The 13,284-nt window shown below is 72.5% G+C and carries 13 protein-coding genes; 10 read left to right on the top strand and 3 right to left on the bottom strand.

Annotated elements, in window-relative coordinates:
* Positions 1–54: 54 nt before the first annotated feature.
* The 7 genes from ACH4C6_RS22210 (at position 55) to ACH4C6_RS22180 (ending at position 7,224) form a co-directional block, all read left to right on the top strand.
* Complete coding sequence (locus tag ACH4C6_RS22210; RefSeq protein ID WP_398110322.1) at positions 55–1,113, top strand: ABC transporter substrate-binding protein; 1,059 nt, start codon at positions 55–57, stop codon at positions 1,111–1,113.
* Positions 1,114–1,118: 5 nt separating this feature from the next.
* On the top strand, positions 1,119–1,973 hold the full coding sequence (locus tag ACH4C6_RS22205) for an ABC transporter permease (protein ID WP_398110321.1): 855 nt from the start codon (positions 1,119–1,121) through the stop codon (positions 1,971–1,973).
* On the top strand, positions 1,949–2,683 hold the full coding sequence (locus ACH4C6_RS22200; RefSeq protein WP_398110320.1) for an ABC transporter ATP-binding protein: 735 nt from the start codon (positions 1,949–1,951) through the stop codon (positions 2,681–2,683). Before ACH4C6_RS22205 ends, ACH4C6_RS22200 begins: the two co-directional genes overlap by 25 nt.
* Positions 2,680–4,020: an LLM class flavin-dependent oxidoreductase gene (locus ACH4C6_RS22195; protein ID WP_398110319.1), complete on the top strand. Its 1,341-nt coding sequence runs from the start codon at positions 2,680–2,682 to the stop codon at positions 4,018–4,020. Before ACH4C6_RS22200 ends, ACH4C6_RS22195 begins: the two co-directional genes overlap by 4 nt.
* 22 nt (positions 4,021–4,042) lie before the next feature.
* Positions 4,043–4,936 carry a TauD/TfdA dioxygenase family protein gene (locus tag ACH4C6_RS22190; RefSeq protein WP_398110318.1) on the top strand — a complete coding sequence of 298 codons (894 nt, stop codon included), beginning with the start codon at positions 4,043–4,045 and terminating at the stop codon, positions 4,934–4,936.
* 121 nt (positions 4,937–5,057) lie between these two features.
* A complete protein-coding gene (locus ACH4C6_RS22185) occupies positions 5,058–6,440 on the top strand; it encodes an amino acid permease (protein ID WP_398110317.1) in 1,383 nt (460 codons plus the stop codon).
* 136 nt (positions 6,441–6,576) lie between these two features.
* The gene (locus ACH4C6_RS22180; protein WP_398110316.1) at positions 6,577–7,224 is read left to right on the top strand and encodes a superoxide dismutase; all 648 of its coding nucleotides are present in this window, start codon (positions 6,577–6,579) and stop codon (positions 7,222–7,224) included.
* Positions 7,225–7,333: 109 nt separating this feature from the next.
* Here the strand turns inward: ACH4C6_RS22180 and ACH4C6_RS22175 are convergent, their stop codons facing one another.
* Both ACH4C6_RS22175 and ACH4C6_RS22170 read right to left on the bottom strand, forming a co-directional pair.
* The gene (locus tag ACH4C6_RS22175; RefSeq protein WP_398110315.1) at positions 7,334–7,957 is read right to left on the bottom strand and encodes a histidine phosphatase family protein; all 624 of its coding nucleotides are present in this window, start codon (positions 7,955–7,957) and stop codon (positions 7,334–7,336) included.
* Entirely contained in the window at positions 7,954–8,118 is a 165-nt protein-coding gene (locus ACH4C6_RS22170; RefSeq protein WP_398110314.1) for a hypothetical protein, read from the bottom strand. The genes ACH4C6_RS22175 and ACH4C6_RS22170 overlap by 4 nt, the downstream gene beginning before the upstream one ends.
* Before the next feature lie 229 nt (positions 8,119–8,347).
* Between ACH4C6_RS22170 and ACH4C6_RS22165 the strand changes: the two genes are divergently transcribed.
* Complete coding sequence (locus ACH4C6_RS22165) at positions 8,348–8,611, top strand: hypothetical protein (RefSeq protein ID WP_398110313.1); 264 nt, start codon at positions 8,348–8,350, stop codon at positions 8,609–8,611.
* 3 nt (positions 8,612–8,614) lie between these two features.
* Here the strand turns inward: ACH4C6_RS22165 and ACH4C6_RS22160 are convergent, their stop codons facing one another.
* A complete protein-coding gene (locus ACH4C6_RS22160; protein ID WP_398110312.1) occupies positions 8,615–9,253 on the bottom strand; it encodes a DsbA family protein in 639 nt (212 codons plus the stop codon).
* 137 nt (positions 9,254–9,390) lie between these two features.
* On the opposite strand from ACH4C6_RS22160, the gene pepN reads away from it, so the two are divergent.
* Both pepN and ACH4C6_RS22150 read left to right on the top strand, forming a co-directional pair.
* Positions 9,391–11,967, top strand: a complete 2,577-nt coding sequence (pepN, locus tag ACH4C6_RS22155) for an aminopeptidase N (protein WP_398110311.1) — start codon at positions 9,391–9,393, stop codon at positions 11,965–11,967.
* Positions 11,968–12,163: 196 nt separating this feature from the next.
* The gene (locus ACH4C6_RS22150) at positions 12,164–13,204 is read left to right on the top strand and encodes a hypothetical protein (protein ID WP_398110310.1); all 1,041 of its coding nucleotides are present in this window, start codon (positions 12,164–12,166) and stop codon (positions 13,202–13,204) included.
* The last annotated feature ends 80 nt before the right edge of the window (positions 13,205–13,284 follow it).

Here is a 13,284-nt window from a genome sequence, read left to right as displayed (position 1 = left end):
TCCCGGCCCGGAATTCCGCGTGCTGTGCCGCCTTCATACCCAGGGAGCCCTCCCATGCCCTCGCCCCCCGTTCCCGGTGTCGACCGGCGTCTGTTCCTGACCTCGCTGCTCGGCGTGACGGCCGCCGCGGCCGGGCTCAGCGGCTGCGCGGACAGCAGTGCCGCGGCCGGCGAACCGGCCTCCGACGCCCCGCTGGCCACCAAGGTCCCGGCGGGCACCGGCCTGAAGATCGCGTCGTACCAGAACGCCCAGGAACTCCAGTTGAAGCTGGCCGGGTTGGACGACCTGCCCTTCAAGGTGACGAACTGGCTGAACATCGGCGCCGGCCCCGATGTCATCAACGCCTTCCGCGCCAAGTCCCTGGACGTCGCCAACAACGCGGGCATCCCGCCGATCCAGGCCCACTACCAGGGCTTCGACGCGAAGATCGTCGCGATCAACATCACCCGCAAGCCCAACTACCTGTTCGCCACCAAGCCCGGCAGCGACATCCGCGCGGTGGCGGACTTCCGGGGCAGGCGGCTCGCCTTCTCGCAGGGCCAGGCGCAGGGCGTCGTCCTGCTGCGGGCCCTGAAGAAGGCGGGGCTGGCGTACGACGACGTGGAGCTGGTGCCGCTGACCAGCAACCAGTTCCTCACCGCCCTGCAGTCCGGGCAGGTGGACATCGCGCCGCTGGCCAACACCCAGGCACCGGCGTACCTGGGCAAGTACACGTCGGCCCGCACCATCACGACCGACGTGGTGGACCTGCTCAGTCTGCTCTGGGCGCCGGTGGCGGTGCTGAACGACCGGGCGAAGGCCGCCGCGGTCGCCGCCTACATCCCGCACTGGGCGAAGAGCCAGGTGTGGACCTACGAGCACCCCGACGAGTGGAACGAGCGGTTCTACGTCGGGACGCAGAACCTGACCCTCGCCCAGGCGAAGGCGGTGACCGAGCTGGCCAACAAGCCGCTGTTCCCGCCGCGCTGGGACGAGGCGATCCGCTGGGAGCAGGAGACCGCGGACCTGCTGGCCGAGGGCGGGTTCGTGAAGAAGTTCGACGTGTCCGGGCTCTTCGACCACCGCTTCGAGTCCCTGGCGGCCCAGGCCGTGCCGGCGGAGTACCGGAGGTGACCGCGATGACCACGACGACGCACACGACGCCGGCCGCCGCCGCGCCGCTCGCGCCGGTGGAGGAGGCGCGCCAGGTGCGCAGGCGCCGGCGGTTGGCCCCGGGCCGGCGGCTGCCCGCCGCCCGGCTGGCCGGGCCGGTCGCCGTCCTCGCCCTGTGGACCGGCGCCTCGGCCGCCGGGCTGCTCGACACCGGGGCGATACCGGCGCCGTGGACGGTGCTGGAGACGGGCATCCGCCTGTGGACCGAGGGCACGCTGCCCGACGACATCCTGACCTCGCTGCGGCGCGCGGCGAGCGGGTTCGCGATCGGCCTGACCGTGGGGATCCTGCTGGCGCTGGCCTCGGGGCTGACCCGGACCGGCGAGGCGCTGATCGACGGGACGGTGAACCTCAACCGGGCCATCCCCACCCTGGGTCTGATCCCGCTGTTCATCCTGTGGCTGGGCATCGGCGAGACCTTCAAGATCGCCATCATCGCGATCGTCGTCTACATCCCGATCTACCTCAACACGCACGCGGCGCTGTCCGGCATCGACAGCCGCTTCGTCGAACTGGCCGAGGTGCAGGGGCTGTCGAAGTACCGGTTCATCCGGCAGGTCGTGATCCCCGGGGCGCTGCCCGGGTTCTTCGTCGGGCTGCGGCTCGGCGTGACCGGCTCCTGGCTGGGCCTGGTGGTCCTGGAGCAGATCAACGCCACCAGCGGCCTCGGCTACCTGATGTTCCAGGCGCAGAACTACGGCCAGACGGACGTGATCCTCGTCGGCCTCGTCGTCTACGGCGTCTTCGGGCTGGTCTCCGACAGCGCGGTCCGCATCATCGAACGGAGGGTGCTGTCATGGCGCCGCACACTGAGCAGCTGACCCGTCCGGCCGTGCGACTGCGGGGCCTGACCCGGTCGTTCGAGGGGCGCACCGTCCTGGACGGCATCGATCTGGACCTGCCCGCCGGGCAGCTCACGGCCCTGCTCGGGCACAGCGGTTCGGGCAAGAGCACGCTGCTGCGGGCCATCGCCGGGCTCGACCACGGCGTCGCGGGCTCCGGGCAGCTGGCCGCGCCCGAGCGGGTGTCGGTCGTCTTCCAGGACTCCCGGCTGCTGCCCTGGCGGCGGGTCCTCGACAACGTGCTGCTCGGCGCGGAGGGCAGGGACGCCGGCCGCCGGGGCCGGGCCGCCCTGGAGGAGGTCGGGCTGAAGGGCCGCGAGCGGGCCTGGCCGGGCGAACTGTCCGGCGGGGAGGCCCAGCGTGCCGCCCTGGCCCGCTCTCTGGTGCGGGAGCCGGAACTGCTGCTGGCGGACGAGCCGTTCGGCGCGCTCGACGCGCTGACCCGGATCCGGATGCACGGCCTGCTGAGGGAGCTGTGGGAGCGCCACCGGCCCTCGGTGCTGCTGGTCACCCACGACGTGGACGAGGCGATCGTGCTCGCCGACCGGGTGCTCGTCCTGGAGAAGGGCCGCATCGGCCTCGACCTGACCATCGACCGCCCGCACCCGCGGTCGTACCGCGACCCCCTGCTCGGCGAGTACCGGGAGCGGCTGCTGGCCGCGCTCGGAGTCACGGAGGACCACCGATGACCCGCGGACAGCTGCATCTGAACGCGTTCCTGATGAACACCGGGCACCACGAGGCGTCGTGGCGGCTGCCGGAGAGCGACCCGTACGCGAGCGTCGACCTGGCGCACTACGTGCGGCTCGCGCAAATCGCCGAACGGGGCACCTTCGACTCGCTGTTCCTCGCCGACGGCCCGCAGCTGTGGAGCAGCGTGGGGCAGCGGCCCGCGGGCGCGCTGGAGCCGATCACGCTGCTGACCGCGCTGGCGACGGCCACCGAGCACATCGGCCTGATCGCCACGGCGTCCACCTCGTACAACGAGCCCTACAACCTGGCCCGCAAGTTCGCCTCCCTCGACCACATCAGCGGCGGCCGGGCGGGCTGGAACATCGTCACCACCGCCGGTGCGGACGCGGCCCGCAACTTCGGCCTGGACGCCGAGCCGGCGCACGCCGAACGGTACGCGCGGGCCGCGGAGTTCCTCGACGTGGCGCTGAAGCTGTGGGACAGCTGGGAGGACGACACGGTCGTCGCCGACAAGGCGGCGGGCGTGTGGGGCGACGACGCGAAGATCCACCCGCCCCGGCACCAGGGCCGGTACTTCAGCGTCGAGGGGGCACTCAACGTGCCCCGCTCGCCGCAGGGTTACCCGCTGCTCGTGCAGGCCGGCTCCTCCGAGGACGGCAAGCGGTTCGCGGCCCGCTACGCGGAGGCGGTGTTCACCGCGCAGCAGACGATCGAGGACGCGCGGGCCTTCTACGCCGACCTCAAGGCCCGCACCGTCGCGGCCGGCCGGGACGCCGGGCACCTCAAGGTGCTGCCGGGCATCGTCCCGGTGCTCGGCTCCACCGAGGCCGAGGCCCGGGCGCACGAGCGGGTCCTGGAGGACCACATCGTGCCCACGCACGGCGTGCGGCACCTGGAGCGGCTGCTGCGCCTGGACCCGGGCACCCTCGACCTGGACGGCCCCCTGCCCGCCGACCTGCCGCCGGAGAGCGCCATCGAGGGCGCCAAGAGCCGGTACACGCTCGTCGTCGAGCTGGCCCGGCGCGACCGGCTGACCGTGCGGCAACTGATCGGCCGGCTCGGCGGGGGCCGCGGGCACCTCACCTTCGCGGGCACGCCCGAGCAGGTCGCCGACACCATCGAGCTGTGGTTCACCTCGGGCGCCGCCGACGGCTTCAACATCATGCCCGCGGTGCTGCCGTCCGGTCTGGAGGCGTTCGTCGACCACGTCGTCCCCCTGCTGCGCGCCCGCGGACTGCTGCGCACCGAGTACGGCGCCCGCACCACCCTGCGGGGGCGCTACGGCCTGCCGCGCCCCGCCAACCAGCACGTCCTCTCCCCCGCACTCGTCTGACCCACCCGGAAGGAAATCCGCCATGAGCATCGAGATCCACAAGGTCACCGCGCACATCGGCGCCCGCGTCGAGGGCGTCGACCTCACCCGGCCCCTCGACCGGGACACCTCCACCGCCCTGCGTGAGGCGCTCAACGCGCACAAGGCCCTCGTCTTCGACGCGGAGGGGCTGGACGACGCGGGCCAGCAGGCCTTCGTACGGCACTTCGGGGACATCACCACCGCCCATCCGACGGTGGCCGCGGTCGACGGCGCCCCGCACGTGCTGCCGGTCGACAGCGAGGGCGGCCGGGCGGCCAACCACTGGCACACCGACGTGACCTTCGTCCTGAACCCGCCGCAGGCCACGAGCCTGCGCAGCATCACCGTGCCGCCCTACGGCGGCGAGACGCTCATCGCCAGCTCGGCCGCCGCCTACCGCAACCTGCCCGACTCCCTGCGGCGCCTGGCGGACACGCTGTGGGCCGAGCACACCAACGACTACGACTACGCCGTACCGGAGGAGGACGTCGACGAGGAGCAGGCGGCCCGGCGTGCCGAGTTCACGTCGATCACGTACCGCACGGTCCACCCCGTCGTCCGGGTCCACCCGCTGACCGGGGAGCGGGGCCTGTTCATCGGCGGCTTCGCCCAGCGGATCGTGGGCCTGTCGGCGGGCGAGTCCCGCAAGGTCCTGGACCTGCTCCAGGCGTACGTGACGCGGCCGGAGAACGTGCTGCGCCACCGCTGGTCGCCGAACCAGCTCGTGCTGTTCGACAACCGCATCACCCAGCACTACGCCGTGGACAACTACGACGGCCTGCCGCGCCGGCTGCACCGTGTCACGGTCGCCGGGGACGTCCCGGTGGGTGTGGAGGGCAAGGAGAGCTACGCGATCGAGGGCGACGCCTCGCACTACACCCCGGTCGCCGCCTGACCACGCCGAGCGACCGGCACGTCCACATGGTGGGATGCCTCTTCGCGGGGGCGGGGAGGCATCCGAGACTGGCGGCGTTTTTGCCCTCGTACGCCCCTCACGCATTGGACGAGCCGCGCCCATGCCCAGCAGCACCACCCAGGAGACGCCGACCGGCACGGACGGCGTCTCCCTCTCCCACGGCCTGAAGCAGCGCCACCTGTCGATGATCGCCCTCGGCGGTGTGATCGGCGCCGGCCTGTTCGTCGGCTCCGGTGCCGGCATCGCCGCCGCCGGACCGTCGATCGTCGTCGCCTACACCCTCTCCGGCCTCCTCGTGATGCTGGTGATGCGGATGCTGGGCGAGATGTCGGCCGCCCATCCCTCCTCGGGCTCGTTCTCGGCGCACGCCGAGCGGGCCATCGGTCCCTGGGCCGGTTTCACCGCCGGCTGGTCGTTCTGGGTGCTGCTGTGCACGGCGGTCGGCCTGGAGGGCATCGGCGCCGCGAAGATCGTCAGCGGCTGGCTGCCGGGCACCCCGGAGTGGCTGTGGGTGGCCCTGTTCATGGTCGTCTTCTGCGGCACCAACCTCGCGGCCGTGAAGAACTTCGGCGAGTTCGAGTTCTGGTTCGCGGCGCTGAAGGTCGCCGCGATCAGCCTGTTCCTGGTGCTCGGCGTGCTGGCGATCCTGGGCGTCCTGCCGGGCACCGACTCGCCCGGCGCGGGCAACCTCACCGACTTCCTGCCCAACGGCGGCGAGGGCCTGGTCATCGGCCTGCTCGCCTCGGTCTTCGCCTACGGCGGCCTGGAGACGGTCACCATCGCGGCGGCCGAGTCGGAGAACCCCGTCCAGGGCGTGGCGCGCGCGGTGCGCACCGCGATGTGGCGCATCGCGCTGTTCTACATCGGTTCCATGGCGGTCATCGTCACGCTCGTGCCGTGGGACTCGAAGGAGGTCGTCGAGAAGGGCCCGTACGTCGCCGCCCTCGACGAACTGGGCATCCCGGGTGCCGGCCAGTTGATGAACGTGGTCGTGCTCGTGGCGCTGCTGTCCGCGATGAACGCCAACGTCTACGGCGCCTCGCGCATCGCCTACTCGCTCGTGGAGCGCGGCCAGGGCCCCCGGGGGCTGGGCCGGGTCTCGGGCGGTGTGCCGCGTGTCGCGGTGCTGGCGTCGTCGGTCTTCGGCTTCCTGTGCGTGCTGCTGAGCTACTGGCGCCCCGACGACGTGTTCGCGTGGCTGCTGAACATGATCGGCGCGGTCATCCTGGCCGTGTGGATCTTCATCGCCGTCTCGCAGCTGCGGCTGCGCCGCCGGCTGGAGCGGGAGGCGCCGGAGCGGCTGGCCGTGCGGATGTGGGCGTTCCCGTGGTTGACCTGGGTGGCCCTGGCCGGGATGGCGGCCGTGTTCGTCCTGATGGCCCGCGAGCCGGACACGCGCGTCCAGTTGTACTCCACGGGCGGCATGATCCTGGTCCTCGCGGCCGTCGGCTACGCCTGGCAGCGGGCCCGCGCCCGGCGCTAGGACTCCCGTACGGAGAAGGCCCCCGCGACACCGCGGGGGCCTTTTCGCGCGCCCGCACCCCACACACCCGCCCTGTTGCTGCTAGCGTGCAGTTGCAAGAAGATTGCAATAACAGGTCCGGAGGGGATCCCCGCCCATGCCCGTGTACACGCTGCCCGAGCTCCCGTACGACTACTCGGCCCTCGCTCCGGTGATCAGCCCCGAGATCATCGAGCTGCACCACGACAAGCACCACGCGGCCTATGTGAAGGGCGCCAACGACACCCTGGAGCAGCTGGCGGAGGCGCGCGACAAGGAGACCTGGGGCTCGATCAACGGGCTGGAGAAGAACCTGGCCTTCCATCTGTCGGGGCACATCCTGCACAGCATCTACTGGCAGAACATGACCGGCCCGAAGGACGGCGGCGGCGAGCCGCTGGCCCAGGACGGCGTGGGCGAACTCGCCGACGCCATCACCGCGTCCTTCGGCTCCTTCGCCGGCTTCAAGGCCCAGCTGACCAAGGCGGCCGCCACCACCCAGGGCTCCGGCTGGGGCGTGCTCGCCCACGAGCCGCTCAGCGGCCGGCTGATCGTCGAGCAGGTCTACGACCACCAGGGCAACGTCGGCCAGGGCTCGACGCCGATCCTCGTCTTCGACGCCTGGGAGCACGCCTTCTACCTCCAGTACAAGAACCAGAAGGTCGACTTCATCGAGGCCATGTGGGCCGTCGTCAACTGGCAGGACGTGGCCCGGCGCTACGAGGCCGCCAAGTCCCGGGCGGACGTGCTGCTGCTGGCCCCCTGAGGGCCGCCGAGCGTCCTGCCTCGTGATCGTCTTCTCACCCTTCACGCACGGCAGGCGGAAAGAAGGAGACCCCCGCGAGGACGTGACTCGCGGGGGTTTCCCGTGCCCGCTACGCCGGGTCCGGCTCGCACGGCACGTTGAGGGACAGCAGACCGGCGGTCCCGTCGGGCTGCATGCGCAGTTCGCTGACCGCGGCGTTGCGCAGCCGCGGGAGCCTTTGGCGGTACTCGGCCAAGGGGATCGACAGCAGGGTGCACAGCACCAGCCGCAGCAGCGTGTTGTGGGCGACGACCAGGACCCGGCCGCCGGGGTGGCCGGCGGCGATCTCCCGCAGGGCGCGCACCCCGCGGGCGGCGGCAGCCCGCGGATCCTCGGCGCCGGGGAAGGAGTTGGCCACCGGGTCGGCGCGGTAGGCCGCGGCCCACTCGGGGTCCTCCGTCTCGAACTCGGCGAGCGTACGGCCCTCGACGACCCCGAAGTCGCATTCCCGCAGGCCGGGTTCGCGCTGCGGGACGAGGTCCAGGGCGCGGCAGGCCGGCTCGGCGGTGGCGAGGGCCCGGGTCAGCGGGGAGGACCAGACGGCGTCGACGGGATGGGCGGCGGCCCACCGGCCCAGGGCCTCTGCCTGGGCGCGGCCGGTGTCGGTGAGGTCGATGTCGCTGACGCCGGCGTAGCGGTTCTCGGCGTGCCAGACGGTCTGCCCGTGGCGCACCAGCAGGAGGGTCGTACTCATGGGGCGGAAGTATCCCGGTTCAGGCGGCCGTACGCAGGGGTGGCGGCCGGGCCCGGCGGCCTGCCGCGCTCGTGCAGGGCGTCGGCCAGGCGCGCGTACGGCTGCGCGAAGGCCGCGGTGCGGTCGGGGCGGGGCGTGAAGGCGGCCCGGACCCGGACCATGCGCCCGGCCGTGTCCGCCGGGGTCCTCGTTCCCGACGCGCCGTGGGCCGCCGACGCGGCCTTTGTCGCGGCCGGTTCGGGGCCGTTTCGGCCTCGGAGCACCCGACCGGCCGGCGCGGGCCCGCGACCGGGGGCGCCGGTGAACGCGCGTGCGGGGGGCCGGGCCGGACGGTTTCGGGGACGCGTTCGCGCAGGACGCGCTGTACTACCGCAGGGGGGTCGGCACGTCGTGCCGGTTCCCCGGACCGGCGGTGACGGCGAGGAGGGGCTGATGTTCTTCAGGGACAAGCACTGCCCGACGTGTGACGGCAGTGGTACTCAGGTGTTCGCACCGCTCAAACCCGAGGAGAGAAAGGCCATCGGTACGGACCGCACGGACCTGTGGCGCTGCACCGCGCCGGGCTGCCGGTGGTACCAGCCCTGGGACCACCAAGCCGCCGGGGGCCGGCTGCCGGAGGACTTGCAGAACCCGGAAGCCGGCGCCTCGGCGTGAACCTCAGAGGTTGGAGAAGTCCGGCCCCTTGGTGCGCGTGCGCTTGATCTCGTAGAAGCCGGGGACCGAGGCCACGGCGAGGGTGCCGTCCCAGAGGCGGGCGGCCTCCTCGCCCTGGGGCGCCGGGGTGACGACCGGGCCGAAGAAGGCGATCTGCTCGCCGTCGGCGCCCGGCACGGCGATGACGGGCGTGCCGACGTCCTGGCCGACCTTGTCGATGCCCTCCTTGTGGGAGGCGCGCAGCTCGGCCTCGTACGGGGTGGAGTCCCAGTGCTCCAGGAGGGACTCGGGCAGGCCGACGTCCTTCAGGGCCGCCGCGACGGTCTCCTTGCCGGGGCCTTCGCCCTGGTTGTGGATGCGGGTGCCGAGGGCAGTGTAGAAGTCGCCGAGGACCTCGGGGCCGTGCTCCTGCCGCGCCGCGATGACGACCCGGACGGGGCCCCACGCCTTGTTCTCCAGCATGTCGCGGTATTCCTCGGGCAGCTCGTCCAGCTTGTCCTCGTTGAGGACGGCGAGGCTCATGACGTGCCAGCGGACCTCGATGTCCCTGAGCTTCTCCACCTCCAGCACCCAGCGGGAGGTCATCCACGCCCAGGGGCACAGCGGATCGAACCAGAAGTCGACGGGCGTCTTGTCCGACATGTCTCTCCTCAGCAGGAAACCGTTTCTCCGGGAACGCCGCCGTGCGCCCGCGCCATTCCCGGCTGCCCGGCGTCAGGGGCACATGGCAGGATCGGTGCTGTTCAGCCGTACCCCCCGACACCTGAGGAGTGCCGCCCGTGCCCGGTGAGAATCTGTCCCGCGACGAGGCCCGCGAGCGGGCCGCCCTGCTGAGCGTCGACGGGTACGAGGTGTCCCTCGACCTGCGGTCCGCGGTCGGCGAGGTCACGGGAGACGGGCCCCGCACCTTCCGTTCCGTGACCACGATCCGCTTCCGCTGCAACGAACCCGGGGCGAGCAGCTTCGCCGATCTGATCGCGCCGAGTGTGACGGCCGTCTCACTCAACGGCCGTGATCTGGACCCGGGTGAGGTCTTCGACGGCTCCCGGATCGCCCTGGAGGACCTGGCCGCGGACAACGAGCTGGTGGTCGACGCGCAGTGCGCGTACTCCCGCACCGGCGAGGGCCTGCACCGCTTCGTCGACCCGGAGGACGGCGAGGTGTACCTGTACACGCAGTACGAGCCGGCCGACTCGCGCCGCGTCTTCGCCAACTTCGAGCAGCCCGACCTCAAGGCCCCCTACCGCTTCGAGGTGCGCGCGCCGCAGGGCTGGACGGTGTGGAGCAACGGCGCGGGCGAACAGGCCGACGGGGTGTGGCGGTTCGCCGAGACCAAGCCGATCTCGACGTACATCACCTGCGTGGTGGCCGGCCCGTACCACTACGTGACGGACTCCTACTCCCGTACGTTCGCCGACGGCACGACCCTGGAGATCCCGCTCGGCGCCCTGTGCCGCAAGGGCCTCGCGCCGCACTTCGACGCCGACGACGTCTTCCTGGTCACCAAGCAGGGCCTGGACTTCTTCCACGACCACTTCGACTACCCCTACCCGTTCGGCAAGTACGACCAGGCGTTCGTGCCGGAGTACAACCTGGGCGCGATGGAGAACCCCGGGCTGGTGACGTTCCGGGAGGAGTTCATCTTCCGCGGGAAGGTGACGCAGGCGTCCTACGAGGGCCGCGCCAACGTCGTGCTGCACGAGATGGCGCACATGTGGTTCGGCGACCTGGTCACCATGCAGTGGTGGGACGACCTGTGGCTGAAGGAGTCCTTCGCCGACTTCATGGGCTCGTTCTCGCAGGTCGGGGCGACCCGCTTCCAGGACGGCTGGATCACCTTCGCCAACCGGCGCAAGGCGTGGGCCTACCGCGCCGACCAGCTGCCCTCCACGCACCCGGTCACCGCGGACATCCGCGACCTGCAGGACGCCAAGCTGAACTTCGACGGCATCACCTACGCCAAGGGCGCGTCCGTCCTGAAACAGCTGGTGGCGTACGTCGGCGAGGAGGCGTTCCTGGAGGGCGCCCGGCGCTACTTCAAGCGGCACGCGTACGGCAACACGCGCCTGGGCGACCTGCTGTCGGCGCTGGAGGAGACCAGCGGCCGGGACATGAGCGCCTGGGCGCGGTCCTGGCTGCAGACGGCCGGGGTGAACGCGCTGACGCCGCAGGTGCTGCTGGGCGCGGACGGCCGCGTCGAGGAGCTGGCCGTGGTGCAGGAGGCCGCCGAGTCGCACCCGGAGCTGCGCCCGCACCGGGTCGCGGTGGGCCTGTACCGGGTGGCGGACGGCGCGCTGGAGCGCTACGCGCGCGTGGAGACCGACGTCGAGGGCCCCCGGACGGTCGTGGCGGAGCTCGCCGGGAGCGAGGCGCCCGACCTGGTCCTCGTCAACGACGACGACCTGACGTACTGCAAGACCCGTTTCGACGCCACGTCCCTGGCGACCCTGCGCGAGCACCTGGGCACGGTCACCGACCCGCTCGCCCGCGCCCTGTGCTGGTCGGCGCTGTGGAACATGACGCGGGACGCGCTGCTGCCCGCGCGGGACTTCGTCGACCTGGTGCTGCGGTTCGCGGGCCGCGAGTCGGGCATCGGCGTGCTGCAGATGCTGCACGCCTGGGCCGAGTCGGCGGTCACGCACTACACGGCGCCCGCCCGCCGGGAGGCGGCGGCCCGGCTGCTCGCCGAGGGCGCGCGGCGCGAGCTGTACGCGGCGCGGCCCGGCAGCGAGCACCAGCTGGCCTGGGCGCGGTTCTTCGCCCGGACGGCCACCGCCGAGGCCGACTTCGCGCTGCTGGAGGAGCTGCTGTCGGGCACCAGCACGGTCGAGGGCCTGGACGTGGACCAGGAGCTGCGGTGGGCGTTCCTGGAGCCGCTGGCCGCGCACGGGGCCGTGGACGAGGAGACCCTGGCGCGGGAACTGGCCCGGGACGACACGGCCTCCGGCAAGCGGCACCAGATCCGCTGCCTGGCCGCCCGCCCGTCCGAGGCGGTCAAGGCACAGGCGTGGGCGCAGGTCGTGGAGTCGGACGCGCTGTCCAACGCCATGGTCGAGGCGACCATCGCGGGCTTCGCGCAGGACTCGCAGCGCGAGCTGATCGCCCCGTACGCGGACCGGTACTTCGCCGCGATCGAGCGGGTGTGGCAGGAGCGGTCGATCCAGATCGCGATGCACGTGGTGCAGGGCCTGTTCCCCTCGCTCCAGCAGTCCCGCGCGACCCTGGACGCCGCGGACGCCTGGCTGGACTCCCACAAGGAGGCCGCCCCGGCGCTGCGCCGGCTGGTGCTGGAGTCCCGGGACGACCTGGCCCGGGCGCTGCGCGGCCAGGCGTGCGACGAGGCCGCTGACCAGTAGCTTTGGCCTGAGATCGGGGTGTTCCCCCGTCGTTACGAGATGAGTGCCCCGCAGCCCGTAACCCCTGGTCCGCACCCGAACGGACCAGGGGCTTTCGGCAACCGAACATCCGTCCTTTAGTGCCGTGTTGTCCGCATTCCTCGACGGACGTGTAACAGCGGTTCAAAGCGGGTCCGGGCGCGGGAAATTGCGGGGCATGACGCACAACACCCCGCTCTCCCCCCGCCCCCTGCACGAGCTGTCCGGCCTCGGCCGCCCCCGGGTGATGACGACGGCCCAGCTGCGTGCGCACGGCGTCTCCCCGGCCGGGACCAACGAGCAGTGCCGGCCCGGCGGCCCCTGGCAGCAGCTCCTGCCGGGTGTGGTCCTGCTCCACCCGGGGCCGCCGACCAGCGAGGAGCGGCTGCACGCCGTGCTCATGTACGCGGCACGGGAGCGGGGGACCGGTGTCCCGGCCCAGCCGGGCGCGGCCGGGGCGCACACCGCCGACTACCCCGAGGTGATGATCACCGGCCTGGCCGCCCTGACCCTGCACGGCTTCGCGTCCTCGCCGCCGCTGCCGTCCCTGGACGCCTTCGACGTCCTGGTCCCCCGGATGCGGCGGCTGCGCTCGGCGGGCTGCGCCCGGATCGTCCGCACGCCCGTCCTGCCCGCCGCCGACCGGGTGACGGGGCTGCCGGTGGCTCCCGTGCCCCGCGCCGTGGCCGACGCGGTGGCCGGGCTCGCCGACGCCGAGGTGGTGCGCCGGCTGCTGACGGAGGCCGTGCGCGGTGGTCACTGCGACGCCGCCTCCGTGGTGCGCGAGCTGACCGAGGCCCGGCTGCTGAGCCGTCCGCACGTGGTGGACGCGGTGGACTCGCTGCTCGCCGAGGGCCGGGCCCGCGCGGAGGACCGCCTGTACCGCATGGTCGCCCGGTACGGCCTGCCCGACCCGGTGTGGAACGTCGACCTGCGGCTGCCCGGCGGCCCCTACCTCGGCGGGCTGGACGCGTACTGGCCCGAGCATGCGGTGGCGGTCGAGCTCGACACCCGCGCGCCCCGCCAGGACGACGACGCCCTGTGGTCCGAGTACGCCCGCAAGCGGGAGCACCTGGAGCGCCTCGGCATCACGGTCGTCCACATCACGCCGAGGAAGCTGCGCGACAGCCCGGAGCAGCAGGCGACGGTCGTGCGCACCGCCCTGATGGCGGCGGGCGACCGCGATCCCGCCGCGTACGTCGTGGTGCTGCCCCGGTAGGGAGGGACCGGGCCACCCGCCAGGAGGGGGGAGGAGGGGCCGCCGGCGCCGCACGCCGGTGGCCCCTCCTCGTGCCGGTC

The organism is Streptomyces sp. NPDC017943, assembly GCF_044328425.1.
GTDB lineage: Bacteria > Actinomycetota > Actinomycetes > Streptomycetales > Streptomycetaceae > Streptomyces > Streptomyces djakartensis_A.
Note: the sequence above shows the minus strand (reverse complement) of the source record. Positions and strands in the feature narration are given on the sequence as shown.